This window comes from Deinococcus sp. (genome assembly GCF_018260555.1).
Lineage (GTDB): Bacteria > Deinococcota > Deinococci > Deinococcales > Deinococcaceae > Deinococcus.
Map to the genome: position 1 here is coordinate 11,812 of NZ_JAGLBB010000027.1, position 26,320 is coordinate 38,131.

The following is a 26,320-nucleotide window of genomic DNA, read 5'->3' on the forward strand; positions in this document are numbered from 1 at the left end:
AAGGCGGTCACGGGAGGATGTCCCGCACGTCCGGCGCACAGCCGTGCCTGTTACTGCGTGCCTGCGACTGCGTTACTGCGTGTCGGCAGCCAGCGTCACGATGGCGTCCAATGCTACGCGCACCATGCGGTTCACGCCGGCCGCCAGCACCGCGTCGGGCACCAGTTGCGGATCGCCGATATCGTTGCTGCACGCCGTCAGGCACGCGGCCCGCAGGCCGCGCTGCGCCGCGACCAGAAAGATGGCGCTGGCTTCCATCTCGAAGCCCAGCACGCCCCGGCCTGCCCACAGGCGCGCGTGCTCGGGGATGCTGGCGTAAAAGGCGTCCTCGGTCATGACCAGGCCCACGTGGTGCGGCGCACCGAGCTGGCGGGCGGCCTTCACGCTGGCCTCCACGACCTCGAAACTGGCAGCCGGGGCATACGGCGCGCCGCCCAGCATCTGGCGGGTGGTGCCGTCGTTCGGGACGGCGGCCGTGGCGATCACCAGGTCGCCGGGCGCGACGCTGGGGGTCGCGCCGCCCAGGGTGCCCACGCGGATCAGGGTGCGGGCCCCCAGCCGCGCGAGTTCCTCGGTCACGATGGCGGCGCTGGGGCAGCCCATGCCGGTGGTCTGCACGCTGACGGGCACCCCCTGGTAGGTGCCGGTGAAGCCCAGGAGTTGCCGGTGGCTGGTGTACTCACGGGCACCTTCCAGGTAGGTGCTGGCGATATGACGGGCGCGGTTGGGATCGCCGGGCAGCAGAACGTACGGAGCCACGTCTCCGGGCTGGGCGCGAACATGAATCTGGCTCATCGGGCGAGTATATGGGGCCTCGGCGGGCCAGTTTGGGCATCTGTCGGGAACCCCGCTCCTGGGTCTTTTCTCATGAGGAGGCGACGTGTACGCTCCGACAGACTTCTCATATAAAACTGAAAAAGTTCGTGGTGAAAGCCTTTCAGGCCGCTCACGTAAAATGACCTCTCTGACATTTACCACTCATAATTCCCAATAAAGGGTTATTGAGGCTGTTCTGTGCGCCTGACCCAAAGGCCAACCGTGCAGAAATTCACAAATTCCTCACCGCTGATGCCTACGGTGAAGAGTAGGAAATCGGGAAGACAGGTCCCATGTCCCGTACCAAACACCCAAGGAGAACCAACATGCGCAAATCACTGATCATCGCGTCCACCCTGGCCCTGAGCCTCGGCGCTGCCAGCGCCCAGACCACCACCACCGCCGCCCCCGCACGGGTCACCCTGAGTGACGTGCCCGCCGGCCACTGGGCCAAAGACGCCGTTGACGTGATCGTCAAGTGCGGCCTGATTCAGGGCTTCCCCGACGGCACCTTCCGCGGCAACGAGAACCTGACCCGCTACCAGGCTGCCCTGATCTTCTACCGCCTCCTCCAGAGCGGCGCCATGAGCGAGTGCGGCATGAGCCAGGGCGACATGACCACCGTCGCCAAGGGCATGCAGGAAGTCAGCACCGAACTGGCTGCTATCGCCAGCCGCGTGACTGACCTCGAGAAACTCAGCGCCGACCAGCAGGCCCGCATCGACGCCCTCGAAGCCAAGATTGACAGCATGGGTAACGGCGCCGCGACCGCCGACACCGCCGCCCTGACTGCCCGCATCGACGCGCTCGAAGCGGCCGTCCGTAACATCCCCGCCGGCCCCCGCGGTCCTGCCGGCCCCCAGGGTCCCGTCGGCCCCCAGGGCCCTGCCGGTCCTGCTGGCGTTGCCGGTGCCACCGGTACTGTGACGCCCATCACCGCCCCCACCACCGGCACCGTCGTGATCGGTGAGCCCACCTCGACCGATACCGGCATGAACGGCGGCCGTGGCCTGTACGCCGGCGTGACGCTGGGAGCCAAGTCCACCGCGACGGGCGCCGAGTGCCTGAACATGTTCGATAAGAACAAGCCCAGAGTTAACTACTGCGTGACTGGCGGCGTCGTTGTCGGCTCCAGCAACGTGATTGGCCCCGTCGGCGTGCGTGTCTCGGCCGACTACCAGCCCGGCTGGAACGGCATCAGCGGCGACATCAGCGCCACGTATGACATCACCACTGGCGGCAACGTGACTCCTTACGTCGGTGCGGGCCTTGGCCTGACCAGCAGCCAGAAGCGCACCAACACCACGCAGAGTGGCACGGACATCTACGCCAACGCCCTGCTGGGTGTGGACTACCGCATCACGGACAGCGTCTCCGCGTTCGTGGAAGCCAACGGCAAGTACTACCTGAGCAACAACGGATTCGCCACGGGCCTGACGGGCAACGACCCCAAGAGTGGCGGCTTCAACTTCGGCGGCAAGGCCGGGGTTAAGTTCTTCTTCTGATCCCTACCTGCTGATCCGCACACCGGGTCACGAATGGACGGCCTCCCACCTGGGGGGCCGTTTTTCTGCTGTCTCAATGGTGTGGCTCCGTTTACCCAGTGCACAGCTCGCCCTGCGCCGGACTACCGACCCCACGCCCGGCGCCCGCCTGGCTCACACTCGCATCCGATCAGGTTGAACGGCCTGATACGCCGTTCAACCGCAGTCCATACATATCGGTGCAGGGGGGTAGACTGAGGGGGTATGCGCCTCGTTTCCTTCCTTCAGGTGCTGCTGCTGCTGGGCATCGCCGCCTACCTGGCCCTGTTCACGCTGGAGAACCCTGAACTGGTCCGCCTGCCCCTGCCGACCGGCCGGGGTGAGATGAGCGTGTCGGTCGGGGTGAGTGTCAGCCTGTTTCTGCTGATGGGGGCGCTGTTCATGGCACTGCTGTTACTGCCGGGTCTGGTGCGTGAGAGGCTGCGCCGTCAGGGTGAGGCCCGGTTGCGCCGCGAGACTGAGGAACGCTTGACCGCGACCCTTCAGGCGCGGCTGTCGGCCATGCAACCGCCCGCCACGCAATCCTCTGCCATGCCAGCGCTGCCGGCCGAGTCCCCTGTCACGCCGACGCCTGTCACGCCGACGCTTTCGGGAACGGGTGCCGAAGTGGCCGGGAGGGCTCCGTGAGCGTCCGCCCGGACCTGGAGTGGGTGCTCGCGCCGCCCGCCAGCCGTGAGCAACTGCTGGACACCATGCGCCTGTGGCGGGTGTCGCCTCCGTTGGCACAGGTGCTGAGCGGGCGTGGCCTGAACGCCGCCCTGCTGGACCCCCCGCTGACCCTGACACCCAACCCGGCCCTGCGGGAAGCGGCCGGACGGATCGTGCGGGCCATCCGCGAGCGCAAACGCATCCGCATTCACGGGGATTACGACGCGGACGGCGTGAGCGCCACCGCCACTCTGGTGCTGGGCCTGCGGGAACTGAACGCCGATGTGCACGGCTTCATTCCGCACCGCCTGAACGAGGGGTACGGCGTTCACCCGGACCGCGTGCCGGAGCACGCCGCCGCCTGCGACCTGCTCGTCACGGTGGACTGCGGTGTGACCAACCACGCCGAGATCCGCGCGCTGCTGGACCACGGCACGCAGGTGATCGTGACCGACCACCACGCGCCCGGCGATGAATTCCCGGACGCGCTGGTCGTTCACCCGCACCTGACCACCGACTTTAACCACGACCTGCACAACCTGACGGGCGCTGGCGTGGCGTACCACCTGCTGTGGGCCGTGCACAAGCTGCTCGGCCTGCCGGAACCCCGCGCCTACACGGCCCTGGCGACGCTGGGCACTGTGGCCGACGTAGCCCCCCTGATCGGCGAGAACCGCGCCCTGGTCCGCGCCGGACTGGACGCCCTGGCCGTCACGGAACTGCCGGGCCTGCGCGCCCTGCTGGACTCCGGACGGGTGCGCAGGCCCACCGCGCGGGACGTGGCGTTCATTCTCGCGCCGCGCATCAACGCCGCCGGGCGCATGGGCGAGGCCGACGTGGCCCTGGACCTGCTCACGCAGCGCAGTCCGCACGAGGCCAGCCGCCTCGCCGAGTACCTGGAAATCCGGAACCTGGAACGCCGCAAGTTGCAAGACGACATGTTCGCGCAGGCCCTGGGCATCGCGGACCCCGCCGACCCGGCGCTGGTCGTCACGCATCCCGACTGGCACGCCGGGGTGATGGGCATCGTGGCCAGCAAACTGCTGGAGACGTACCACAAGCCCGTGTATATCATCGCGCAGGGCAAGGGCTCGGTCCGCAGCACGCCCGGCATCAGCGCCGTGCAGGGCCTGCGCTTTAGCCAAGACCTGCTCAAGCGCTACGGCGGGCACCCGGGCGCCGCCGGGTTCTCCATCGACCCGGCCAACATCGGCGCGTTCCGGGACCGCATTCACGACTACGCCCGGCAGTTCCCCACGCCACACCCCCGCGTGCGCCTGGACGCGCCGCTGCCGGGCCTGGGGGCCTCTCTGGACCTCCTGGCCGAGGCCGCCACCTTCGAACCGTTCGGCGAGGGTCATCCGCTGCCGCTGTGGCACCTGCGCGACACCCTGACCGACACCCGGCTGGTCGGCAAGAAAGGCAACAGCCTGCAATTCAAGGTGGCGGGCCTGCGCGGCATCAAGTTCGACGAGACCGACGACACCGGCGGGGAACGGGACCTGGCCGCGCAGCTCGTGAGCAGCGAGTGGCGCGGCCAGACCCGCCTGGAATTCCACGGGCAGGCGCTGCGGGCCCCGGCCAGGTTGCGTCTCGACGCGCCGCCCGCCCCCAGACCCTACCCGCGCCTTGACCCGAAAGCCGCCATGGACCACCTGCGCGCCGGGGCAGCCGCCCACGCGAGCGGTCCCATCGCCGCGTACCTGAGCGACAACGTGCCGGGCCTCACCCTGACCGGCCCGGGCGAGGCGCACCCCGGCGGCGAACTGATCCTGTACGCCCTGCCGCCCGAGGACGACCTGCGCCGCTGGGCCAGCCAGGGGCGCGTGTCATTCGCGTTCGGACCCCGGACACTGTCCGACCTGGAAGGCAGCCTGACCCACCACCACCTGAGCACCCCGCCCGGCAACCCCCTGCTGGAAGCCGAGGGCGGCCTGGAGGCTGCGGCCGACGCCTACCGACGCTGGCAGTGGGCGCACCACTGGCGCACCCTGGACGACGAGGGCTGGAGCGCCAGCGTGCACGCCATGCTGGGTCTAGCCGTGCCAGAGCAAGAAACGGTCAGCGCCGACTGATCCGGATTGCGATTGATCCGCTGCGGGTCCGGATCGATCGCAATCCGTCTGACATTCACGGAAGCGGGGCAGGCGCGGCGTTACACACGCGCGGCCCCACCCGGCTGTTACAGCCCGAATTCGCTGGGCTGGAGTTTCAGGGCGTGGATGATGTCACGCGCCATCTTCTGCTCGCTCTCGTCGAAGTTGCCGTCGGCGGTGGCGATCAGCAGGGCGACCTGGGCGACCGTACGGGCCTCCACGGCGTCCTTGGCGACCTTCCCGACTGCCTGGAGCAGGTTGATCTTCCCGAAGTCCGGGTCGCGGGTCATGGTGTCGCAGTGCGCGTCGTACTTGGCGGCCAGCACGCTCACGTCGAAGGCCTTGAGCTTGTCGGAACTCATGATGAACGCGGCTGTCTTGCGCCGCTCCTCGGGGTCGATGCGTCCGTCAGCGGCGCTGATCAGGGCGCTGGCGGCCATGACGGCGTCCGCGAACTTGGCGTTGTTGAACTGCCCCCAGCCTTTCTGGGCAGCGTCGAGGCCCTGCTGGGCGCGGTCCTTCAGGTTCTTCAGGAATCCCATGATGTGCTCCTTTTCCGGCGCATGCCGGGCGGTCATGCCTAGAGGCATCCTAGGGCCCAGGACGCTGAGATGCATGCGGGATTGCGTGACGGGCCCCGGTGTGCCCGCAGGGGAAACGCCCGCAGGACGCGCCCTGCCCGCGCACTGATACGGAGTCCGCTCCATTCCACCACAGTCGGAAAAGCGCCGCCTGCGGCTCCACACCGCGGACTCCGTATGCTGTTCCTACTCGCGTCCGCTCGGATTGATTCAGAAGTGCACCGGATCAATCGGAATCCGTATGATACAGACTTCGCTCCATTCCGCCACCGTTTCCTACTTGCATCCGCCCGGGTTCATTCGGTGCAGTTCCGGATCAACCGCAGACCGTGTCAGGCCGTCGTATCAGGCCGTGCCGGTCACGCGGCGCGCCAGGGTCCAGCCGCTGAGCAGCGCGCTTTCCACGCGCGGGCCGTGGGGGTCGGGGGTGAACCAGTCGCCGCACCAGCCCAGGTTCAGCGTGGCGTCCCAGTGGCAGGGACCGGGGGCCGTGACGGCCGGGATGGCGTACCGCCAGCGGTGCGCGAAGACCTGCGCCGTGTCCAGCGGTCCCAGAATCTCCTGCGCGGCGGCCAGCAGGTCCGGCAGCACCTGCTCGGGCGTGCGTTCCAGGTTCGCGCGGCTCCACGCGGGCGTGGCGTGCAGCGTCAGTGAAGGGGGCGCGCCGTCCCGGCGTTTGGTGTGCTCGCGTGCGATCCATTCCAGGACCGGATGTTCGGGGCGCAGGGCGCTCCAGTCGGCGGACACGTCGTGGCGCAGCATCACACCCGCCGCCCAGCACGGGTCGTACGTGACCAGTCTGGCCTGCTGCGCCGCCCCGGCCGAGCCTTGGGCGTGCCGGGCGGCCGGGCCGGCGGCGGGGCTGGCGGCGGGGCTGGCGGGGTCCAGTGTGGCCAGCAGAGTCAGGAGTTGCGGAGCCGGGAGGTTCAGGATCAGCGTCGCGGCGTCCCAGTACAGCCCCTCACGCGAGTGTACGCGCCAGCCGCCCCGGGTGGCGTTCAGGCGTTGCAGGCTGGTCACAGTCACGCCCGTTGTCACGTCCAGCCCGCGTGCCAGCGTGCGGCCCAGGGTACTCATGCCCGCCGGGGGCGCGTAGCGGGGGTGCCCGTCTGGCGGCACGGTGACGGTTCCGGCCTGCCAGCGGGCCATCCCGAGTGTCCAGACGGCGTTCCAGCCGTCTCGCACGCCACCCTCGGCCAGGGCACGGGCGCGGTCGCTGCGGGCCGTGAAGAAGCGCGCTCCGTGATCCAGGTGCGCCTCCTGCCCGTCCGGGAGGGTCACGCGGCGCGTCGCGGCCCGGCCGGACACGCCTCGCGCCTTGTCCAGCAGGCGCACGCGCAGGCCCGCGCGGGCGGCGTCATGGGCGAAGGCCAGCCCGCCCAGGCCCGCGCCGACCACCAGCACGTCCTGACCGCTCACAGCAGCGCGCGGTGATCCGCGAGCAGGCAGCGGTCCTGCACCACGTCCATCCCGCACTTGCTCAGTTCGGCGGCCACAGCGTCGTCGCGGATGCCGAGTTGCAGCCACACGACCTTCGGGGGCGGCACCATCGCCAGGATGTCCGGCACGTGCTCCTTCACCTTGTCGCTGCGGCGGAAGATGTCCACGATGTCCACCGGCACCCCGATCTCGGCCAGCGTGGACACCACCCGCTGCCCGAAGTAACTCTCGCCGCGCTCGGCCAGCGCCGGATTCACGGGGATGATGGTGTACCCCTGGCGGTGCATGTACTCCGGGACGTAGTACGCGGGTTTCACGCTGTCATGGTGAAAGCCGACCACCGCGATGACCTTGTGGGTGCTCAGGACGTTCACGATCTGCTCTGTCTGCGTCAGGAGGGTCATACGCCGGCTCCCAGCTCACGCGCCCCAGGTTCGTGGGTCCCGAGGTCATGGTACGCGGCCTGCGCGGCCTCCAGCGTGGCGTTCAGTTCCGTGTCGCCGTGCGCGCCGCTCACGAAGATGCTCTCGAACTGGCTGGGCGCCCAGTACACGCCGCGCGCCAGCATCCCCTGGAACCAGCGGGCGAAGGCGGCCGTGTCGCTGCGGGCCGCGTCGGTGTAGGTGCGCACATGTCCGTCCGGAACGTCCTGGTGGAAGGCCGTGAGCATGCTGCCCACCCGGTTCACGCTGACCGGCACGCCCGCCGCCTGCGCCGCCGCCTTCAGACCCGAGGCGAGCTGCGCCGTGTAGGCGTCCAGCCGCGCGTACAGACCCGGGTCATTCTCCAGCGCGCCCAGGGTCGCCAGGCCCGCCGCCATCGCCAGCGGGTTCCCGCTGAGCGTGCCCGCCTGGTACACCGGCCCCTGCGGGGACACGAAGTCCATCACGTCGGCCCGGCCACCGTACGCGCCGACCGGCAGGCCCCCGCCGATGATCTTGCCCCAGCAGATCAGGTCCGGTTGCAGGCCCAGCAGCCCGGTCGCGCCGTTCAGTGACAGCCGGAACCCGGTCATGACCTCATCGGCGATCAGCAGCGCCCCGTGATCCTTCACGCGGTGCAGCGCCGCCAGGAATTCCGGCGTGGGCACCAGCACCCCGGCGTTCCCCACGACCGGCTCGAAGATCACGGCCGCCAGTTCGTGCCCCCGCTCGGCCAGCAGCGCGTCGAGCGCCGCCGGGTCGTTGTACTCGCTGACCAGCGTCAGGCGCGCGTACTCCTCGGGCACGCCCGCGCTGCTGGGGGCCGCCGCGCCCAGGTGTCCCTCGTTCGTCATCAGGCCGCTCCCGGCTTCGACGAGCAGGCCGTCCGCGTGCCCGTGGTAGTTCCCGCGGAACTTCAGGATGAACCGGCGGCCCGTCGCGCCGCGCGCCAGTCGCAGGGCGCTCATGGTCGCCTCGGTGCCGCTGCTGACGAAACGCACGCGGTCCACGCCGGTCAGGCGCGTGACCTGCTCGGCCAGCAGCACCTCACGCTCGCCGGGCGCGCCGAAACTCGTGCCGAACTGCAGGGCGTCCGCCACCGCTTCACGCACTGCCGGGAGGTTGTGCCCCAGGATCATCGGACCCCACGACCCGATGTAATCCAGGTAGCGGGTGCCGTCGGCGTCCGTCAGGTACGCGCCCTGCGCGCTGGCTATAAAACGTGGCGTGCCACCCACGCTGCGAAAGGCCCGTACCGGGCTGTTCACCCCGCCGGGCGTGACGGCGCGCGCCCGCGCGAACAGCGCCTCGGACTGCGCGGTCGGCGCGGGCAGGACGGCAGAAACAGGGGAGGTCTTCATGACGTTCACCTTAGCGGAGGCCCATGAGGCGAGTGCGGCGGCGCGCACACACAACGCCCGTCGGCAGCGCGGCGTGGCGCGACATTCAACGAATCATGAAGACCCGGCGGGGCATCCAGAATGGGGCCAGAAAGCGCGGCGGCAGGCGGTAAGAGGCGGGTTCGTTCAATTCCTGCCGCCAGCCACCGCCCCGCCTGGACTACAGGCCCAGCAGGCCCAGCGCGGCCGTGTCCGTCAATTCCTTCTGGAAGGGCCGCACCAGCGCCCGCTCCTGCGCCGTGCCGGTCTGCACGTCGCGGTTCAGGTCCGGTAACTGACCACTCTGAAGCGCCTGCGCTGCCCGCGCGAAATCAATGTTCGGCACGCCGAGTGCGCGGTTCACTCCGGCCCGCACCTGCGCGTACCGTTCCGGCGTCATCTTCTCGGCCGCCAGCGCCGCCGCCTGCGTCTGCCGCGCCGCGCCCACACTGCTGCCCGCGTCACGCAGGACCGCCACCACCTGAAGCAGATTCGGGTTCTGGCCGCTTTGAACGTCGGTCCACACCCGCTGCACCCCACTGAAGGAACCCCCCATCGCGGCGCTCACTTTCCGGCGCACCCGCACGAACTGCTGCACCTCGGCCCGCGTGAGCGGCGCGGCGCTCCCCGCCTCTGTCGCGCCGGTCTGACCCTGCGGTGACTGCGCCTGGGTGTCCGTCTGCTGGCCCGTCTGTTGGCCCTGCGTGGTAGGAGTGGGCGTCTGCCAGTTCGCCAGGAACGACCGGGCCGGCTGAATCACCAGGAACCACGCCAGTCCGCCCAGCAGCGCCAGCACCAGCAGGCCGCCTCCGCAGCCCAGGCAGCCGCACCCGGGCCCGCGCCTGGCCCTCACGCGCCCCCCCGCCCGCTCCAGCGTTGGCTGCCTTTCTGGCCGCCGCTCTGCCTCATGCCCACCCCGGTGGAATGGTGTGTGAACCTCGTCAATCCGAGCGGAGTCGAGCCGAGCAGGTCAACCTCTCCAACCCCCTCTGGCAACCCGGTGCCTGGGCGGGCTGAAAACGAAACAGACGGAATCCGTGTCATGCGTTCAGGTACGTACCCGCTCCCCGGATGGTTCCGGATTCATACGGACTGCCGCTTCAGTCCGCACAGGGGCGTCTGTTGTTCCTGCTTGCGTCCGCCCGGACTGATCCGGAACTGCACCGAATCAACCGCAGTGCGTACCAGGCGGGCAAATCCTCCTCTGACCAGAGGCGCAGGCCCAGGCAGGCGCTATCATCGAGACTGAACTCGTAAGACTCGGCTCACCTCGACCCACTCCCGGAGGTTTCCAATGATGCGTTCCCTGACCGCCAGTCTGCTTGCTGCCCTTGCCCTCGCCGCCTGCTCGCGCATGCCCGCTCCCGCCGCCGAAACCCGCCCGCAGGACACCCGCACCTTCACGGCCGTCACACCTACCCTGAGCGCCACGGCCGGCGCGGACCTGTACCAGGGCACCATGAACGGCGTTCGTGGCAAGGCCGCCTACGCCATCGAAGTGCCCGCCAACTGGAACAAACAACTCATCATGTATGCCCACGGGTACGCGGGAGAAGGCTCGGAACTGCGCGTGCAGGCCCCGCCCCTGCGAGCCTACTGGCTGAGCCTCGGGTACGCCTGGGCCGCCAGCTCGTACTCCTCCAACTACTTTGACGTGCAGGCCGGCGTAGAAGACACCAACGCCCTGGCCAACAGCTTCAGCACCCTGACCGGCGGCCGGTACGCCCAGCCCAGCAAGAACATCATCATGGGCATCAGCATGGGCGGCCACATCGCCGCCGCCGCCGTCGAAAAGGAAACCGCGCAGACCGCGCAGAACAGGACCAGTTACGCCGCCGCCATGCCCATCTGCGGCGTCATGGACGAGGAGTACGAATTCCAGTGGCTGGGCGACTACACCCTGGTCGCCGCGCAGCTCGCGGGCCTGGGGCCCAAGGCCTTCCCGCAGGGCGCCGACACGTACAAGGCCCTGCTACCCGACATCCTGAACGCGAGCTTCAGCTCGTACGGCGGTCCGCTGTGGCAGGAGAACGCCACCCAGGGCACCAGACTCCGCGAGATCGCCCGCAACCTCACGGGCGGCGACCGGCCCGTCTTCGAGCAGGGTTTCCGCTCCGGTCTCTGGCAGCAGTACGTCCTGGCGACCGGCGGCTCGGACGGCACCATCAACGGCATTCTGCCCCGCAACATCTACGGCAACGCCGCCACCACATACCGCTGGACGACCGGCGCGACCCCCACCCCCGCCGAGGTCGCCTTTAACGCCAGCATCCTGCGCGTTACGCCCGCCCAGAACGCCAACCCGGCCGTCAGTGGCCGCGTCCGCTACCTGCCCCGCGTGAACGGCGAGGTCAGCGTGCCCGTCCTGACCATGCACACCACCGGTGACTTCTACGTGCCCTTCAAGCACCAGCAACTGTACCGCGCCGCCATGACCGCCGCCGGGAACGGCGACCGCCTCGTGCAGCGCGCCATCCGCGCCGCCGGGCACTGCGAATTCACGGCCCCCGAACTTGTCGAGGGCTTCAACGACCTCGTGAAGTGGGAAGCTGGCGGCGCGAAACCCGCCGGGGACGACGTGACCACCCCCAGCGTTATCGCCGACGCCAAGTACGGCTGCAAATTCACCCGTGGCACCCGCGCGGGCGTGGACGCCTGCCCCGCCAACTGACGAAAGTGAGCGGTGCTCCGTAGGAAGGAGAGGCACACAAGCGGCAGAGCCGTAGCAGAGCCGTGGAGGGGGCATTCCAGCGTGGAGTGCCCCCGCTGCCGTGGGAAGAATCCGTATCAGGCCGGCAGGGTCGGCAGGACCGTCACGAGCGCGCGGCCTTCCCCCAGTGAGGCGGTCACCGGCCCTTCCTGCACCTCGTTGCTGACGGTCCAGCCGCTCCCCAGCGGAATACCGGCGTTCACGAGCGGCCAGCGCACTCCAGCCAGACTCAGGCCCCGCAGGTCCGAGACAGCCAGCACGCTCAGGGTCGCGCCCGGCGGCAGCGCCAGCGACAGGGGAGAGGCGGGCGTCAGCGGCCAGCCCCACTCGTCGCCACTGGTCAGGGTCACGCGCAGCCCGTCGCGCTCAGCCAGCCGGAGCGCGCCCAGCGCCAGCGTCAGCGAGTGATCGAACCGGCCGCCGAACGCACCCAGCAGCACCAGTTCCGTCGCGCCGCGCTCGCGGGCCACCCGGATCGCCAGTTCCGCGTCCGTCTCATCCTTCGCGGCCGGGTGCACCTCACGCGGGGCGTCCACGAACACGCCCGCCGACGAATCAAAATCACCCACCCACACGTCCACCGGCACGCCCAGCCCCCACATGGTCAGCAGCGCCGCGTGCCGCGCCCCGCCGTCTGCCGCGACCACGACCGCCGGGCGGGGCAGCGCCCGCAGCAGTGGCGAATCCACCAGTCGCCCACCCACCAGCACCCAGGCGATCACGCCCGGTCCTCCGGCAGGCGCCTCACACCCGATTCATCCACGTTCAGGCGTAACGTACTGCCCTCCAGGGCCGCCGCTTCCCGTGCGCTCAGCGTCAGGGTCAGCGGTCCCCACCCGTGCGCGACCGTCACCTGCACGCCCCCATCCACCGCATGGCGCGCCGTCACCGGCCACGCCTCGCCCACACCGGGCCGCAGCGCCTCCTCGGGCACGAAGCGCACCCAGCCCGGCCCGTCCGGCAGCAGGTTAACCTCCCCCAGGAACGCCGCCACCCACGCCGTCGCGGGCCGGGCGAACACCTCGTGCGCCGCTCCCACCTGCGCCAGCGCCCCCGCCCGCATGACCGCCACCCGCCCGGCCAGGGACCGCGCCTCGCGCTGATCATGCGTGACCAGCAGCACCCCCGCCCCCACCCGCGCGAACAGGGCGCGCAGCCCCTCACGCAACTCCGCGCGCAACCGCTCATCCAGGTTCGACATCGGCTCATCCAGCAGCAGGAGCGGCGCTCCTGTCGCCAGCGCCCGCGCCAGCGCCACCCGCTGCGCCTGCCCGCCCGACAACTGCGCCGGACGGCGCGCCTCTAATCCCGGCAGGTCCACCAGCGCCAGCGCCTCCCGCGCCCGCGCCTGCGCCACCCCACGCGCCGCCCCCCGCACACGCGGCCCGTACGCCACGTTCCCCAGCACACTCAGATGCGGAAACAGGGCGTAATCCTGAAACACCAGCCCCACGTGCCGCGCCTCTGGCGGCAGGGCCGTCACGTCCCGGCCCGCCACGCGCACCGACCCCGCACCGGGCCGCTCCAGGCCCGCCACGACCCGCAGCACCGTGCTCTTGCCGCAGCCGCTCGGGCCCAGCAGCGCCACCGTCTCACCCGCCGCCACGTCCAGCGACACGCCCCGCACCGCCTGCACCGCACCAAACGATTTCTGGATGTCACGCAGGGACAGGGCAGGGGGCAGCGGCTCACTCACAGGCCAAGCATGGCATGGGATTTCTCAGGGCGGCGCAGGAGACTCCTCATACGGATTCCGCTCTATTCCGCCACAGTCGAAAAAGCGCCGCCTGCGGCTCCATGTCGCCCAATCCGTATGCTGTTCCTACTCGCATCGGCTCGGATTGATTCGGAAGTACACCGAATCAATCGGAATCCGTATCACCCCCCACGCTGCCGGGCCCTTTCCTCCACAGGACAGGGAAGAGAGAAGACGCAGGCCCCATCACGTGACCTCGCCCTCGCCGCCGTCCAGCAGCGTGAAGGCCAGGGTGGACAGCAGCAGCAGCGCGGTCGCCAGCGCGCAGGCTTCACCCAGGTTGCGTTCGCCGGGGCGGCCCAGCCGTTCGTACAGGCCGGTACTCAGGGTCGCCCATTCGGGCCGCGTGAGCACCAGGGTCGCGCCGAACTCGCCCAGCACGGTCGCCAGGGCCAGCGCCCCGCCGCCCCGCAGGGCCGGGAACGCCAGCGGGAATGTGACCGAACGGAACGCCGCGCCGCGCGGGGCACCCAGGGACCGCGCCGCCTCGTGCAGGCGGGGTGGAATGGCCCGCAACGCCGGGAGGACCGAGCGGACCACCAGCGGCAGCGCCAGCAGCGTGTACGCCGCGATCAGCATGGGCAGTGTGGCCGCCAGCGCCGGGAACGCCAGCAGGTACCCGACCGCCAGACTGACCGGCGAGACCATCAGCGGCAGCAGCGAGATCAGGTCCAGCACCCGCGACTGCGCCCGCCACGCGCCCAGCGCGTACAGCCCGCCCAGCAGGCCCGCGCCCAGCAGCGCCAGCAGCCCGAAGCGCACGGTGTTCCACGCCAGTCGCGGCGTGTCCGGGTCGGCCAGGACCGCCTGCCAGTAAGCCAGGGTCGGCCCGCCGGACCCCAGCAGGCCCCGCGCCACGACCGCCAGCAGCGGTGCGAAGCACACCACCACCACCAGTCCGCCCAGGCCCAGCAGCGCCGCCCGCGCCGCCCCCCGCGCCCCCGGCAGGCTGCCCGCTGTCACGCCCACCCCACCGCTCGACAGGCGCACGTACGCGGCCGTCGCCACCAGCGTCAGCAGCAGTTGCCCCACGATCAGCGCACTCGCTTCCGGCAGACGCAGTTGCAGGGCCGTCAGGGTGTAGATCTCTACCTCCAGCGTCCCGTACCGCTCGCCGCCCAGCGCCAGTGGAAGGCCGAAACTCAGCGCCGAGTACAGGAACACCAGCACCGCCCCCGCCAGCACGCCCGGCAACGCCAGCGGCAACGCTACCCCCAGCGCCGCCCGCCACCAGGGCGCGCCCAGCGACCGCGCCGCCCCCACCGCGTTCACCGGCACGCGCGCGAACCCCGCGTACCCCAGCCGCACCATCACGGGCAGGTTAAAGAACAGGTTTCCCAGCAGCAGCAGCGCCGGCGTGTCACTCAGGTCCACCCCGGTCAGCTTCGTGACCCACCCCTGCGGGCCCAGCAGCGCACTCAGGCCCAGCACCGCCACCAGCGTCGGCGTCACGAAGGGCAACAGCAACAGCCGCAGGAACAGCGCCTTCCCGCGCACCTCGAACCGGGACAGCACAAACGCCAGCGGCACGCCCACCAGTAGCGCCGCCAGCGTCGTCACGCCCGCCTGCGCCAGCGTCCACCACAACCGGCCCTGAAAGTACGGGTCCGCCCACACCGACAGGTTCACGCCCCCCTCCGACAGCGTCCGGGCCAGAGGCAGCGCGAGGAACACGGCCACGAAGATCAGGCCGGGAACGGCCAGGAGCCAGCCTTGCAGGCGTGAAGGGGTCACGAGGTGGCGCCTGCGGCGGGCTTGCCCACCCCCCAGCCCCCATCCCCAGGGGGGACGGGGGAGCCTGCGTTGGCACTGGGCAGGTATTTCTCTGATTCGGTCGGTAGCAATTGGCGGTGATGGTTCCTGCTCAGACGCCATCCTTCAGTCACGTTGCGTTTGCCCCGCGCCCTGCGCGCACGACGGGCTTGGTGGCTGTCTCGGTTGGTAGGCAGGATGTCTGGGTGCATAGGGGTAGGTTCTACTGGTTCAGCTTGAGCAGAGATGTCATACGGACTTCGCTCCATTCCACTACAGTCGGAACAGCGCCGCCTGTGGCTCCATACCGCGAAGTCCGTCTGCTGTTCCTACTCGCGTCCGCTCGGATTGATTCGGTGCAGTCCCGAATCAATCGGAATCCGTATCAGTCCTGGCTCCCCTTGAGGGGAGCTGTCAGCGAAGCTGACTGAGGGGTTGTTTTGCCTGCCTCCGGCGTCCTCATCGTGCCCGGAGGACCTGTGTGATCCAGGCGTCCACGAGGCGTTGGGGGTTGGCGGCGACCTCGGTCTTGATGGGGGTGGGCTGGGGTTCCTGCGCGAGCGTGAACACGGGGTTCAGGGGCGTGCCTTTCACGGCGGGGTAGATCCACATGCGGGTGGGAATGTCGGTCTGGACGGGCGTGCTCAGCATGAAGTCCACGAATTTTCTGGCGAGAGCGGCCTGTTTGCTGCCCTTGAGGATGCCGACGCCTTCAAGTTGGGTGTAGGTGCTGCCGGGCAGGAAGAGGTTGGCGGTCGGGGCCTGCGCGGGCAGCTTGGCGGGGTCGAAGCCGTCGGCGTAGAACACCTCGGCGGCGGGGCTGCTGGCATACGACAGAACGATGGGGTAGCGCCCACCGTTGCGGGTGAAGTCCTTGTAGTAGGCGTCGCTCCAGCCGCGCGTGACTTTCAGGCCGCCTGCGCGGGCGGCGCGCCACCAGGTCCACGCGCCCGCCTCGCCGTAGTGGTTGACGGTGGCGAGCAGGAATGCGAGGCCGGGGCTGCTCGTGGCGGGGCTCTGCACGACCGTCAGCCGCGCGTAGGCGGGGGTTTTCAGGTCATCGAGACTTCTGGGCAGGGCGACTTTGTTCTTCTCGAACCACGCGCGGTCGTAGTTCAGGGCGACAAAGCCGTAATCGACGGTGCTGAGCAGGCCGTCCTCGCCCAGGCGGTGCGCGGCGGGCACGCGGGAAAGCGCGGGGCTCTTGTAGGTCTGGAGGATGCCCGCCTGCCGGGCGCGGGGTAGCAGGCTGTTGTCCAGGCCGTACACCACGTCGGCGATGGGCGCGCGGCGCGTGAGGATCAGTCGGTTCAGGAGTTCCCCGGCGTCGCCGCCCTTGATGAAGCGCACGCGGGCGCGGTTCTGTGTCTCAAACGCCGCGACCAGCTTCCTGTCCACATCGAAGGAGTCGTGCGTGATGACGGTCAGGGTGGCCTGGGCTGGGCTGCTCTGGGCGCTGGCGGCGCCGGTGATGGCAAGTGCGGCAAGTACGGTCAGTGTATTACGCATATCAATCCCCTCGCGTCACGAGGGGAAGCGGTGGGCAGTCGCCACACGTGGGGTGTGGGCTGCCGGTCACGCTCCCTCCGCCGGTATGACCCGGATCAGGTTCTTTGGGGTAAAGTCTCAGCCCGCCGCTGTCGGCAGGCACCCCCGGTGACGCATCCGGCAGGATAGCGCAGGCGCGCGGGGGGTGTCCTGCGTCCACTGTTGCGGTTGCGGGGCGCGGCGCGTGCCACGCTGGGCCATGCGGAATCTGCTGGTGTGGGTGGTCGTGCAGGATGAGCGGGGCCGGGCGCTGCTGGGCCGCCGGGACGGCTCGGCGTACGGGCATGGTCTGTGGGGGTTGCCGGAAGCGGCGGCGCGTGAAGTGAGCGGGGACGTGGGCCTGAGCCTGGACCCGCCCAGCCTGCGGGTGCTGGGCGTGCACCTGAATCGGGGCGTGTTCCTGACCGAGTCCGACGTGCGGCAGGCGCGGGGGATCGCGTGACGTTTCACTTGGTGGCGTGGGCGGTGTTGCTGGACGGTCAGGGGCGGGTGCTGCTGGGGCGGCGCAGCGGCGCGTCCTACGCGGACGGCCTGTGGGGGCTGCCGGGCGGGCATGTGGAGGCGGGAGAGACCCTGGCGGGCGCGGCGGCGCGCGAGGCGGCCGAGGAGGTGGGCGTGACACTGGACCCGGCGGCGCTGGCCTGCCTGGGCGTGGCCCGCTACGACCTGGACGGCACGCAAGGGCTGGACGTGTTTTTCGAGGCGCGCACCTGGGCCGGAACGCCGCGCCCACTGGACAAGACCTCGGAGGTGGCGTGGTTCGCGCCCGGCGCCCTACCGGAAGACGCGCTGCCGTGGCTGGGCGCGGCGCTGGACCTGCACCTGCGGGACGGGGTGCGGCTGGCCGAGCAGGTGGACGGCATGGCGCAGGTGCGGGCGCTGCCGCTGGCGGTGGTGGGCCAGCCCGACTGATACGGATTCCGTCTGCCTCGGTATCAACTCTCTCCTGCTCGCTCTGCGGCGCAGCTCTACGGGTCCGTGTGAGGGTGTCCTGCGGGCGGCAGGACGCGTGCGGCTCTGTGACAGACACCGCAGTCAGGTGTCCTTCCATCTGGAATACTTCCATTTGAAATGAAAACGGCGACCTCCCCCCAAGCTCCACCCGCCGCCAGCGCCACGAACGACCTGTACCTGCTCGTGCGCACCACGCTTCGCTTTTCCCGGCGATTCCGACAGGCGTTGGATGAACCGCTGGAACGTGCGCTGGGCCTTAACACCAAGGAACTGCTGGTGCTGGCCAGCGTCATGGACGGCTACGATACGCCCGGCGCAGTCGCTGCCCGCCAGAACCTGCCCGCCCCCACCGTGACCCGCATCATCACCAAACTGGTCGGCGCGGGCCTCGTGCAACGCGTCGCGGACCCCGCCGACCTGCGCCTGCAACGCCTGCAACTCACCCCGCAGGGCCAGGCCACCCGCGCCCGCACCCGCGCTGCCGGGCAGGACATCGTGCAGGCCCACTTCGGGCACCTGCCGCCGGAGAAAGTTCAGGCCGCCCTGGCCGCCCTGAGCGCCCTGGACGACGCCCTGAATGCCGCCCCACCTGCCGCCCCCACCGGAGGGACCGCATGACCACACCGCGCACCTCTGCCGCCCCGGCCCCCACGAACCGCAGCCTGAACGAACGTGAGAAAGTCCTGGCCTTCGTGGGCATCCTGACCGTGCTGTTCCTGTCCAGTCTCAACCTGACCGTGGTCGGCAGCGCCATGCCGCGCGTCATCAGCGACCTGGGCGGCTTCCACCTGTACGCCTGGGCGTTCACCGCGTACTCGCTGGCTACCACCATCACCATTCCCATCGTGGGCACCATCAGCGACCGCTACGGCCGCCGCCCCCTGATTCTGCTCGGCATCGCCGTGTTCACCCTGGGCAGCGTCAGCCTGGGCTTCGTGCAGAACATGGAAGGGTTGATCATCCTGCGCGCCGTGCAGGGCATCGGCGGCGGCACCCTGATGGCCATGAGCTTCACCGCCATTGCCGACCTGTTCACGCCCATCGAACGCGGCCGTTACCAGGGCTACACCGGCGCCGTCTGGGGCGTCAGTTCGGTGGTCGGGCCGCTGGTCGGGGGGTTCCTGACCGACCACCTGGGCTGGCGAAGCGTGTTCTTCGTGAACCTGCCCTTCGCGCTGCTCGCTGCGTACTTCATCTGGCGGTTCTTCCGCCTGCCTGCCCCCAGCGCGCACGGCGCCGCCGCGCACGCCCGCTTCGACACCCCCGGCGCCCTGCTGCTGGGCGCGTCCGTCACCACCCTCACCCTGGCGCTCTCGTGGGGCGGCGGCACGTACCCCTGGACCAGCCCGGTCATCCTGAGCCTGCTGCTCGGCACCGCCGCGCTGTTCACCGGGTACACGCTGCACAGCGCCCGTCAGGAGCGCCCCATCCTGAACCTGCGCCTTCTCAGAGACCGTGGAATTGCCGTCGCGTCCTTCGCGGGTTTCCTGACCAGCGCCGGGATGTACGCCGCCATCCTGTACCTCCCGCTGTACATGCAGGGTGTGCGCGGCAGCAGCGCCAGCGGCAGCGGTCTGGCCCTGGCCCCTCTGATGTTCGGCATGATCCTCACCAGCACCCTGTCGGGTCAGGTCGTCAGCCGCACCGGCCGTTACAAGAACCTGATCCTGATGGGCGGCCTGATCGCGACCGCCGCGCTGTTTATGGCGACCACCCTCGGCACCGACACCCCGCTGCTGCTGGCCGTCGGGATCATGGTCCTGCTGGGCCTGGGCCTGGGTCCCGTGAACAGCCAGCTGACCCTGGCCGTGCAGAACGCCGCCCCCCGCGAGCAGCTGGGCAGCGCGACCGGCGGCAACCAGTTCTTCCGCCAGATCGGCGGCACGCTGGCCGTCAGCCTGTTCGGCGCCCTGGTGAACGCTCACCTGAACAGCCACCTCGCCGCCAGCCTGCCCGCCCAGGCCCGCGACCTGCCCGCCCCCGTGCAGGGCGCCATCGCCAACCCCAACCTGCTGACCAGCCCGCAGGCCACCGCGCAACTCGGCGCGGGCCTGGGCAAGCTCGGAGAGGGCAACCTGCTCCAGCCCATCCTGGACGCCCTGCGCGGCGTGATGGCCGGCGCCATCGACCAGGTGTTCCTGGTGTCCGCCGTCCTGGTGGGCCTCGCGTTCCTGGTGACCCTGATCCTGCCGGAACGCCCCCTGACCGGCCGCTCCGGAGCCGAGAACCTGAACGCCAGCGCCGCCGACTGAAACGGACTGCGCTCCATTCCACCACAGTCGGAAGGGCGCCGCCTGCGGCTCCATACCGCGAAGGGGCGTATGTTGTTCCCACTCGCATCCGCTCGGATTGATTCGGAAGTATGCCGAATCAATCGGAATCCGTATGAAACGGGATCGTGGGACGTGGGCTGGAGGCAGGAGGCTCCCACAGCCCACCTTCCTCACGGGAGCGGCCACGTGATCGTGCCGCTCCGGTCGGTGCGCCACGTCCGGATGTTCGATGCGGCCAGTCTGCCCAGCACGTCCGGGTGGGGGTGGCCGTAGGTGTTGCGGCCCACGCTGATCACGGCGTCGGTGGGGTGCGCCTGCGCCAGCAGGGCCTCGCCGGTACTGTAACGGCTGCCGTGGTGCGCGGCTTTCAGCAGGTTCAGCGGGCCGGTGTTCAGCGCGGCCTCGGCGGGGGCGGGCAGGTCGCCCAGGAACGCAGCGTGCCAGTCCTGGACGTCCAGGCGCACGGCGACGCTGTTGTCGTTGTCCTCGGTACTCCACACGTTGCCGGGGGGCCACAGGACCGTCAGGGCCGCGCGGCCCGCCTGCACCCGGTCGCCGCGCCTCACCTCGCGGACCGGGACGCCGCGCACCTGCGCCTCGTTCAGCACGGCCGTCAGGACCGGATCGTCCGTCTTGCGCTGCCCGATCCACAGTTCCCCGACGGGCAGGGCGCGCAGGACGCCGCTGACGCCCTCGATGTGGTCCGTGTCGGCGTGCGTGGCGATCACCACATCCAGTTTCCGCACGCCAAGCGCCCGCAGGGCCGGGACGACCGTGCGTCCGCCCACGTCGTAGTCACTGCCGACCGAGCCGCCCGCGTCGATCAGGACGGTCAGGCCCGGCAACCTCAGCAGCGTGCAGTCGCCCTGCCCCACGTCCAGGAACACGATGTCCCGCGCGGGCCGCACCCAGCCGGGCAGCGCCGTGAGCAGCGTACCGGCCAGCACCACGGCCAGGACTGTGCGGCCCGGCACGCGTCCCAGCAGCCACAGCCAGCCCGCCCCGGCCGCCGTGACGAAGGCCAGCATTCCGCCGGGGCCGATCACGCCCCAGGTCAGGACCGGCGCCTGCCCGAAGGTCTGCGCGACCAGCAGCAGCGCCGACGCCAGCGGCCCGTTGATCAGGTTCAGCGGCGCGGCCAGCGGTCCCAGCAGTCCCGCCAGGAAGCCCAGCGGCACCAGCGCCGCCATGATCACGCCTGCCACGAGGTTGGCAGGCAGGCCCACCAGCGGCACCTGCCCGAACGTCCCCGCGATGACCGGCAGGGTGCCGAGTTCCGCCAGCACGGTCGCCGCGACTGCCAGCCGCAGCGCGTACGGCCAGCGCGCCGGGAGCCGCCCGGCCAGCCGCGCCGAGCCGGTCAGGGCCAGCACCGCCAGGAACGACAGCCCGAAACCCAGGTCCAGCAGCCACAGCGGGAACAGCAGCAGGCACAGCGCCGCCGCCAGCGCGATCAGGCCCAGCGGGTCGGGCCGCCCGCGCCCCACGGCCAGCGCCAGGAGCACCACGCCGCCCATGATCACCGCCCGCGTGATGCTGGGCGAGGGCTGCACCAGCAGCAGGTACGGGGCCAGCAGCGCGGCCGGGACCCCGAAGCGCCAGGCGGGCGAGGCCCCGGCGCGGATCATCAGCCACACCAGCACGCCCGTGATCAGCGCGACGTTCTGCCCGGACAGCGCCATCAGGTGCGCCAGTCCCGCGCGGTTAAAGGCGTCCCGCACCAAGTACCCCTGCGTGAATTCCTCGCGGGTGATGTCACTGCGGTCCCCGAGTTCAATGGCCTGCATCAGCGCCGCGCGCCGTTCGTCCAGCCCGGCGCTCAGGCCCCGCCGGAACCAGCCGCGCAGCCCGCGCTCCGGCTCGTGCGCCCGGACCTGCGCCGCCACCAGCACGCCGCTGGGGGCCGGGACGAACAGCCCACCCTGCGAGCGCAGCCACGCCGCCTGGTCGAAACCGCCGGGCGTACGGCGTCCTTCCGGGGCAAGCAGCCGACCCGCCACCACCAGCGCCCCCGGTCCCTGCGTGGGCTTCGGCGCGACCACCACCCGCGCGCGCGGCTCCTGAAGCGTCAGGAATTGCCCGTCCCACTCGCCGCGCAGCGTCACCTGCGCGCCCAGCCACGGGGTCAGGGGGTCCGGGCGGGTCAGCACCGTGCGGGCCGACAGGAACCCCGCCCCCACACCCGCCACGGCCAGCCCCAGCAGCAGCATTCGCCGGGGTTCGCGCCATGCCAGGGCTCCCAGCAGTGCGCCCAACCCCACCAAGGACAGCGCCCCGCTCCCGCCGGAACCCAGCGTGATCCGCAGCGCCAGCAGGACGCCGGCTATCACCCCCAGCGCTGCCGGGACCGACCATGCCGTGCGCGCCGCCACTCTGGTGGGCGCGGCCTGCGTCTCTGCGGCGCCCAGGGCTGAGGTCACAGCACCGGGCACCGTGCGGGGTGTGACCCCTCCCGGTGCGCGCCTGCTCAGAACGACACCAGCGGCGACAGGGTCTTCAGGGTGGACGGCCCCACGCCCTTCACGCGGTCCAGGTCAGCCAGCGAGCGGTACGGACGGCCCGCGATCAGCTTCGCCGCCAGCGACGGACCCACCTTGGGCAGGGCCTCGAGTTGCTCGGGGGTGGCCGTGTTCAGGTTCACGCGGCCCGAGATCAGCGGTTGCACGCTGGCCGTCGCCGGATAGACCGGCGGCTCCTGCCTGCTCCCGGACGGGGCGGTCGTGGGCGAGGGAGGTGGGAGCGGCACACGCGTGACCACGGGCACCTGCGGGCGCGGTAGCAGCGCTGGCCCCAGGCTGAACGCGGCGCACAGCAGCGTGCCTGCCGCCAGCAGGGCTGTCCAGCCCCGGTCAGTGCTGATCATACGGTCAGCCTAGGCGGCGAGTGACGAGCTGTCACGCGAAGTTGACCGGCCCACATAGACCAGTGCGCACTGACCCGCGCAGACCCCTCTGGATGGAGTCCGCCTTCCGTGATACACTCCCGGAGTTTGCCCTCCGCAGGGGGGCGCTATCGCGTCAGGTTGGCCCGGCCCGCAGGGTACAGGGCCACGGCGCGAGCAAGGAGAGCACCATGAAGCGTACCTACCAACCCAACGTCCGCAAGCGCGCCAAGACCCACGGTTTCCGCGCCCGCATGAAGACCAAGTCCGGCCGGAACATCATCGCGCGTCGCCGTGCGAAGGGCCGCCAGCAGCTCACCGTCGCCGACGAGTAAGCGCCTGCCGTCAGGAGCGAATCCTATCGCCCGTGCAGTTCAGTCCAGCGCCACGCAGGAACGGCCCCGCCGTCCGGTGGCGCTGGATTCCTTGCGTGGTGACCGGGAATTCCGCAAGGTCCGCAGTCACGGCGTGCCCGTGCGCGACCCGCTGTTCACGCTGCGCGTCACCGAGTATCGCCCCCGGCACGGCGAGACCTGGCGGCCGCGCGCAATCGTGGGGATCGTGGTCAGCAAGAAGACCCTCAGGCGCGCCGTGGACCGCAACCGCGCCCGCCGCCGCATGCGCGAGGCGCTGCGTACGCTACCGGGCGGCCTGCCTGCCTGCCGCGCGATTGTGCTGCCCAACCCGGCCGTGCTGAGCGTGCCGTTCCCGGAGTTGCAGGCCGCCCTGGTCCGCGCGCTCTCCCGCGCGCCGGGACGCGTGAAACGCGGCGGGCCGGGCGGCGGCCAGAACAGTGCGGGCCAACACAGTGCAGGCCAACACAGTGCAGGCCAACACAGTGCAGGCCAGAATGAGGCCAGCGACAGCAGGCAGGGGCAGGGGCAGGGGCAGGGGCAGAGCGCCCCGGCGCAGAACCGGACCGGCGGGAACGTCCGCCCGGCGCGGGACGTATCTGCTTGCGTGCCTTCCTTCCTCTCTGTGCCTACCGTGGCCGACGCGACGCCCACCCCGGACGGTGGGGCGTGACGGGCCAGGGTCCGCGTTCTGCCGGGGGGCTTGCGGCGCGTGGTCTGCTGCGCGCCGTCCGGTACTATCAGTCGGCGCTGTCCCCGCGCAAGCCTGTGCCCACCTGCCGCTTTACCCCCACCTGCTCGGAGTACGCGGCGCAGGCTATCGAACAGCACGGCGCGGCGCGTGGCGCGTGGCTGGCCTCCTGGCGCGTGTTGCGCTGCAATCCCCTGGTGCCGGGCGGGTTTGACCCGGTGCCCGAGCACTTCCCCAAAAGGCGACCCCACACTCCATGAAGACAAGACACCTGCTTCCCCTCGTAGCCGTCGGCGGCGCGCTGCTCCTGAGCAGCTGCGGTCAGACCGGTCCCCTCCCCACCTTCGGTAAGGCCATCACGCCGGAATGGATTACTGCCGACTTCGACGGTCAGCCCGGCGATGAACTCATCGCGACCAGCAACCTGCAGGACGTGGTCTTCAACGCGCGCGGCGAGGTGATCGGCTGGTTCGTCAAGCAGAACGCCGGCACGCCCTACATCAAGCAGGTGAACGGAGTCTGGGATTTCAGCGCCCTGAAAAACCAGAAGCTCATGCCGAACATGGTCGGGGAGCGCAGGGCCTTCGCGGTGCAGGCCGACGGCGGCCTTGACCCCGCGCAGCCGGCCCAGACGCAGCCCCCCACTGGACTGAACAGCCCGAACCCCACCACCGACCTGAAAGCAAACCGCCAGGACGCCGTGTTCCGCTACACGCAGGGTGGCGTGAGCGTCACCAAGACCGTGACCCTGCACCCCCGTAATTTCAAGATCGATGTGAAGACCGAGGTCACGGGCGGCCCGCAGCAGGTGAACATGCTCTTCCCCGGCCTCGGCAAGGCCGACAACCCCCGCGTGCAGGGCTATGCGACCGGCGCTGCCAGCCCGGCCGCCGTTCAGGGCAGCGGCACGCTACAGGTCAAGAACATCCAGTACGCCGCACTTCAGGAAAACCCCAGTCAGACCGCGCACGCCCTGATCATCCGCCCGCAGCAGGGTACGGCCGTGAACGCTACCCTCACCGGCGGCCCGCAGGGCCTGATCAGCGCGGCTGTCCCTGCCAGCAGCAACCTGGAAGTGTACGGCGGGAAGAATGAACTGATTCACCTGTACCAGAGCGGCTACACCACACTGCCCGGCCTGTTCCAGCCGAACTTCTTCGGTCAGATCAGCCTGCTGATCGTGAAACTCATGGAGCAGCTGTACAAGGTCATCGGGAACTGGGGACTGGTCCTGATGGTCCTGACCGTCCTGCTGCGCGCCGTCATGTGGCCCTTGATGCAGGCGCAGGGCCGCACCACCGCCCGCATGCAGGTCATGCAGCCCAAGATCAAGGAACTGCAGGAGAAGTACAAAGAGCGCAAGGACGCCGACTCGCAGCGTGCCATGCAGGCCGAGATGGCCCAGCTGTACCGCGATTACAACTTCAACCCGGCTGGGTGCTTCTCGACGTTCATTCCGTTCCCGGTGCTGATCGCGCTGTGGTCCACCATCCGGAACTTCGAGTTCGACAGCGGGTTCCTGTGGCTGCCGGACCTGGCTGTTCCCGACCCCCTGTACCTCCTGGCGGTCGTGTACCTGATCGTGAACATTGGCCAGCTGTACGTCATGACCCGCAAGAACCCGGACATGTTCCGCCAGCAGGCGTTCATCTACCTGATCTTCCTGTACTTCGCGCTGACCTTCCCGGCGGGCGTGACCATCTACATCATCCTGTCCACCCTGATCGGCATCGGGCAACAGGTGCTGATCAACAAACAGGTCGAGAAGGAAACCGCCACCATCGGCCAGAAGGTCGAGAAGGCCCCCACCCGGCCCGCCGCTAAGGGCAAGCCCAGCAAGACCATCGACGCACCCAAGAAGTAAGAGGGACTTGGATTGATTCGGGACTGCACCGAATCAACCCGGAATGTGAACTGGAGAGAGTTTGGCGGAGGGTAAGTTCAGTGTGATCCACACCGGAGGACAGAATGTCCGTACCCAGGCAGAAATTCACCGCTGAGTTCAAACAGGAAGCCGTCCGGCTGGTCCGCGCGACCGGAAGGAGTTGCGCCCAGATTGCCCGTGACCCTGGCGTTCCCCCTCACCACGTCGTCCGGTGGAAGCAGCAGCAGGACACCCAGACGGCCGCCGGCCGCCCAGCCTTCACCGGGCGGGGAATTCCCGCCCTTTCACCACAGGAGGCTCGACCCAAAGAGCTGGAACGGGAACTGGAAATTGCTCGACAGGAGCGCGATATTCTGAAAAAAGCGCTGGCCTGTCTTGGCCAGAACAGCACCCGTATGGGGCCTGGCCGCTTTTTCGCGAAGCAACCCTGATCTTCGGGTTCACCCTGCGGCACCAGAACGAGTTCCCAGTGGACCTGATGTGCCAACTCCCTCGAGGTGAGCATCAGCGGGTACTAAGTACGTTGAAGCTCACATTGCGCCATGCCGGGAAAGCGCCGGAACCTCTCCATTCCCGCTCCAACGTACTTTC

The 26,320-nt window shown here is 69.7% G+C and carries 24 protein-coding genes, 1 pseudogene and 1 riboswitch; of the genes and pseudogenes, 13 read left to right on the top strand and 12 right to left on the bottom strand.

What is annotated here, in order from left to right; translation table 11 throughout:
• Nucleotides 1-72: 72 nt before the first annotated feature.
• Nucleotides 73-795, bottom strand: a complete 723-nt coding sequence (locus QZ271_RS07040) for a purine-nucleoside phosphorylase (protein ID WP_291430015.1) — start codon at nt 793-795, stop codon at nt 73-75.
• A gap of 347 nt (nt 796-1,142) precedes the next feature.
• On the opposite strand from QZ271_RS07040, the gene QZ271_RS07045 reads away from it, so the two are divergent.
• The 3 genes from QZ271_RS07045 (at nt 1,143) to QZ271_RS07055 (ending at nt 5,083) form a co-directional block, all read left to right on the top strand.
• Nucleotides 1,143-2,321 carry an S-layer homology domain-containing protein gene (locus QZ271_RS07045; protein ID WP_291430016.1) on the top strand — a complete coding sequence of 393 codons (1,179 nt, stop codon included), beginning with the start codon at nt 1,143-1,145 and terminating at the stop codon, nt 2,319-2,321.
• Between the two features lie 243 nt (nt 2,322-2,564).
• Nucleotides 2,565-2,987 carry a hypothetical protein gene (locus tag QZ271_RS07050; protein WP_291430017.1) on the top strand — a complete coding sequence of 141 codons (423 nt, stop codon included), beginning with the start codon at nt 2,565-2,567 and terminating at the stop codon, nt 2,985-2,987.
• Nucleotides 2,988-3,052: 65 nt separating this feature from the next.
• Complete coding sequence (locus tag QZ271_RS07055; RefSeq protein WP_291430038.1) at nt 3,053-5,083, top strand: DHH family phosphoesterase; 2,031 nt, start codon at nt 3,053-3,055, stop codon at nt 5,081-5,083.
• Between the two features lie 107 nt (nt 5,084-5,190).
• Here QZ271_RS07055 and QZ271_RS07060 read toward each other — a convergent pair whose 3' ends face one another.
• The 5 genes from QZ271_RS07060 to QZ271_RS07080 all read right to left on the bottom strand — a co-directional run bounded on the left by QZ271_RS07060 (nt 5,191) and on the right by QZ271_RS07080 (nt 9,779).
• Nucleotides 5,191-5,682, bottom strand: coding sequence for a tellurite resistance TerB family protein (locus QZ271_RS07060; protein WP_291430018.1), 492 nt, complete (start codon nt 5,680-5,682; stop codon nt 5,191-5,193).
• 348 nt (nt 5,683-6,030) lie between these two features.
• Nucleotides 6,031-7,104, bottom strand: a complete 1,074-nt coding sequence (locus QZ271_RS07065; protein WP_291430019.1) for an NAD(P)-binding protein — start codon at nt 7,102-7,104, stop codon at nt 6,031-6,033.
• Entirely contained in the window at nt 7,101-7,529 is a 429-nt protein-coding gene (locus QZ271_RS07070; protein ID WP_291430020.1) for a CoA-binding protein, read from the bottom strand. Before QZ271_RS07070 ends, QZ271_RS07065 begins: the two co-directional genes overlap by 4 nt.
• Nucleotides 7,526-8,908, bottom strand: a complete 1,383-nt coding sequence (gene hemL / locus QZ271_RS07075) for a glutamate-1-semialdehyde 2,1-aminomutase (RefSeq protein WP_291430021.1) — start codon at nt 8,906-8,908, stop codon at nt 7,526-7,528. The genes QZ271_RS07070 and hemL overlap by 4 nt, the downstream gene beginning before the upstream one ends.
• Nucleotides 8,909-9,107: 199 nt before the next feature.
• The gene (locus QZ271_RS07080; RefSeq protein ID WP_291430022.1) at nt 9,108-9,779 is read right to left on the bottom strand and encodes a hypothetical protein; all 672 of its coding nucleotides are present in this window, start codon (nt 9,777-9,779) and stop codon (nt 9,108-9,110) included.
• 441 nt (nt 9,780-10,220) lie between these two features.
• Between QZ271_RS07080 and QZ271_RS07085 the strand changes: the two genes are divergently transcribed.
• Nucleotides 10,221-11,597, top strand: a complete 1,377-nt coding sequence (locus QZ271_RS07085) for an alpha/beta hydrolase (protein WP_291430023.1) — start codon at nt 10,221-10,223, stop codon at nt 11,595-11,597.
• 116 nt (nt 11,598-11,713) lie between these two features.
• On the opposite strand, the gene QZ271_RS07090 is transcribed toward QZ271_RS07085, so the two are convergent.
• The 4 genes from QZ271_RS07090 to QZ271_RS07105 all read right to left on the bottom strand — a co-directional run bounded on the left by QZ271_RS07090 (nt 11,714) and on the right by QZ271_RS07105 (nt 16,653).
• The gene (locus tag QZ271_RS07090) at nt 11,714-12,358 is read right to left on the bottom strand and encodes a thiamine diphosphokinase (protein ID WP_291430024.1); all 645 of its coding nucleotides are present in this window, start codon (nt 12,356-12,358) and stop codon (nt 11,714-11,716) included.
• Nucleotides 12,355-13,332: an ABC transporter ATP-binding protein gene (locus QZ271_RS07095; protein ID WP_291430025.1), complete on the bottom strand. Its 978-nt coding sequence runs from the start codon at nt 13,330-13,332 to the stop codon at nt 12,355-12,357. The genes QZ271_RS07090 and QZ271_RS07095 overlap by 4 nt, the downstream gene beginning before the upstream one ends.
• Nucleotides 13,333-13,578: 246 nt before the next feature.
• Entirely contained in the window at nt 13,579-15,126 is a 1,548-nt protein-coding gene (locus tag QZ271_RS07100; RefSeq protein ID WP_291430026.1) for an iron ABC transporter permease, read from the bottom strand.
• A gap of 477 nt (nt 15,127-15,603) precedes the next feature.
• On the bottom strand, nt 15,604-16,653 hold the full coding sequence (locus tag QZ271_RS07105; RefSeq protein WP_291430027.1) for a thiamine ABC transporter substrate-binding protein: 1,050 nt from the start codon (nt 16,651-16,653) through the stop codon (nt 15,604-15,606).
• A gap of 54 nt (nt 16,654-16,707) precedes the next feature.
• Nucleotides 16,708-16,809: riboswitch (TPP riboswitch) on the bottom strand.
• 82 nt (nt 16,810-16,891) lie between these two features.
• Here QZ271_RS07105 and QZ271_RS07110 point away from each other — a divergent pair.
• The 4 genes from QZ271_RS07110 (at nt 16,892) to QZ271_RS07125 (ending at nt 19,898) form a co-directional block, all read left to right on the top strand.
• Complete coding sequence (locus QZ271_RS07110) at nt 16,892-17,134, top strand: hypothetical protein (RefSeq protein ID WP_291430028.1); 243 nt, start codon at nt 16,892-16,894, stop codon at nt 17,132-17,134.
• Entirely contained in the window at nt 17,131-17,604 is a 474-nt protein-coding gene (locus QZ271_RS07115) for an NUDIX domain-containing protein (protein ID WP_291430029.1), read from the top strand. Before QZ271_RS07110 ends, QZ271_RS07115 begins: the two co-directional genes overlap by 4 nt.
• A 159-nt stretch (nt 17,605-17,763) precedes the next feature.
• The gene (locus QZ271_RS07120; RefSeq protein ID WP_291430030.1) at nt 17,764-18,264 is read left to right on the top strand and encodes a MarR family winged helix-turn-helix transcriptional regulator; all 501 of its coding nucleotides are present in this window, start codon (nt 17,764-17,766) and stop codon (nt 18,262-18,264) included.
• Entirely contained in the window at nt 18,261-19,898 is a 1,638-nt protein-coding gene (locus QZ271_RS07125) for an MDR family MFS transporter (RefSeq protein ID WP_291430031.1), read from the top strand. The genes QZ271_RS07120 and QZ271_RS07125 overlap by 4 nt, the downstream gene beginning before the upstream one ends.
• 191 nt (nt 19,899-20,089) lie before the next feature.
• Here QZ271_RS07125 and QZ271_RS07130 read toward each other — a convergent pair whose 3' ends face one another.
• Nucleotides 20,090-22,339 carry a DNA internalization-related competence protein ComEC/Rec2 gene (locus tag QZ271_RS07130; protein ID WP_291430032.1) on the bottom strand — a complete coding sequence of 750 codons (2,250 nt, stop codon included), beginning with the start codon at nt 22,337-22,339 and terminating at the stop codon, nt 20,090-20,092.
• 47 nt (nt 22,340-22,386) lie between these two features.
• Nucleotides 22,387-22,782 carry a ComEA family DNA-binding protein gene (locus QZ271_RS07135; protein WP_291430033.1) on the bottom strand — a complete coding sequence of 132 codons (396 nt, stop codon included), beginning with the start codon at nt 22,780-22,782 and terminating at the stop codon, nt 22,387-22,389.
• Nucleotides 22,783-22,991: 209 nt separating this feature from the next.
• On the opposite strand from QZ271_RS07135, the gene rpmH reads away from it, so the two are divergent.
• The 5 genes and pseudogenes from rpmH (at nt 22,992) to QZ271_RS07160 (ending at nt 26,160) form a co-directional block, all read left to right on the top strand.
• Complete coding sequence (rpmH, locus tag QZ271_RS07140) at nt 22,992-23,135, top strand: 50S ribosomal protein L34 (RefSeq protein WP_291430034.1); 144 nt, start codon at nt 22,992-22,994, stop codon at nt 23,133-23,135.
• Nucleotides 23,136-23,226: 91 nt separating this feature from the next.
• Nucleotides 23,227-23,598: pseudogene (gene rnpA, locus QZ271_RS07145) on the top strand (ribonuclease P protein component); the annotation flags it as partial.
• Nucleotides 23,599-23,822: 224 nt separating this feature from the next.
• Nucleotides 23,823-24,104 (top strand): membrane protein insertion efficiency factor YidD, encoded by a 282-nt coding sequence (yidD, locus tag QZ271_RS07150; protein WP_291430035.1) that lies wholly within the window; start codon nt 23,823-23,825, stop codon nt 24,102-24,104.
• Nucleotides 24,101-25,708, top strand: coding sequence for a membrane protein insertase YidC (gene yidC / locus QZ271_RS07155; RefSeq protein ID WP_291430036.1), 1,608 nt, complete (start codon nt 24,101-24,103; stop codon nt 25,706-25,708). The genes yidD and yidC overlap by 4 nt, the downstream gene beginning before the upstream one ends.
• Nucleotides 25,709-25,812: 104 nt before the next feature.
• The gene (locus tag QZ271_RS07160; protein WP_291430037.1) at nt 25,813-26,160 is read left to right on the top strand and encodes a transposase; all 348 of its coding nucleotides are present in this window, start codon (nt 25,813-25,815) and stop codon (nt 26,158-26,160) included.
• Nucleotides 26,161-26,320: the final 160 nt, after the last annotated feature.

Bases quoted from the DNA above. Each gene is read 5' to 3' on its own strand.
- QZ271_RS07055 (WP_291430038.1), top strand. From the start codon at position 3,053: ATGCGCCTGTGGCGGGTGTCGCCTCCGTTGGCACAGGTGCTGAGCGGG.
- QZ271_RS07060 (WP_291430018.1), bottom strand. From the start codon at position 5,682: ATGACCGCCCGGCATGCGCCGGAAAAGGAGCACATCATGGGATTCCTG.
- QZ271_RS07050 (WP_291430017.1), top strand. From the start codon at position 2,565: ATGCGCCTCGTTTCCTTCCTTCAGGTGCTGCTGCTGCTGGGCATCGCC.
- QZ271_RS07135 (WP_291430033.1), bottom strand. From the start codon at position 22,782: ATGATCAGCACTGACCGGGGCTGGACAGCCCTGCTGGCGGCAGGCACG.
- QZ271_RS07160 (WP_291430037.1), top strand. From the start codon at position 25,813: ATGTCCGTACCCAGGCAGAAATTCACCGCTGAGTTCAAACAGGAAGCC.
- QZ271_RS07105 (WP_291430027.1), bottom strand. From the start codon at position 16,653: ATGCGTAATACACTGACCGTACTTGCCGCACTTGCCATCACCGGCGCC.
- QZ271_RS07120 (WP_291430030.1), top strand. From the start codon at position 17,764: ATGAAAACGGCGACCTCCCCCCAAGCTCCACCCGCCGCCAGCGCCACG.
- hemL (WP_291430021.1), bottom strand. From the start codon at position 8,908: ATGAAGACCTCCCCTGTTTCTGCCGTCCTGCCCGCGCCGACCGCGCAG.
- QZ271_RS07040 (WP_291430015.1), bottom strand. From the start codon at position 795: ATGAGCCAGATTCATGTTCGCGCCCAGCCCGGAGACGTGGCTCCGTAC.
- QZ271_RS07070 (WP_291430020.1), bottom strand. From the start codon at position 7,529: ATGACCCTCCTGACGCAGACAGAGCAGATCGTGAACGTCCTGAGCACC.
- rpmH (WP_291430034.1), top strand. From the start codon at position 22,992: ATGAAGCGTACCTACCAACCCAACGTCCGCAAGCGCGCCAAGACCCAC.
- yidC (WP_291430036.1), top strand. From the start codon at position 24,101: ATGAAGACAAGACACCTGCTTCCCCTCGTAGCCGTCGGCGGCGCGCTG.
- QZ271_RS07085 (WP_291430023.1), top strand. From the start codon at position 10,221: ATGATGCGTTCCCTGACCGCCAGTCTGCTTGCTGCCCTTGCCCTCGCC.
- QZ271_RS07045 (WP_291430016.1), top strand. From the start codon at position 1,143: ATGCGCAAATCACTGATCATCGCGTCCACCCTGGCCCTGAGCCTCGGC.
- QZ271_RS07125 (WP_291430031.1), top strand. From the start codon at position 18,261: ATGACCACACCGCGCACCTCTGCCGCCCCGGCCCCCACGAACCGCAGC.
- QZ271_RS07110 (WP_291430028.1), top strand. From the start codon at position 16,892: ATGCGGAATCTGCTGGTGTGGGTGGTCGTGCAGGATGAGCGGGGCCGG.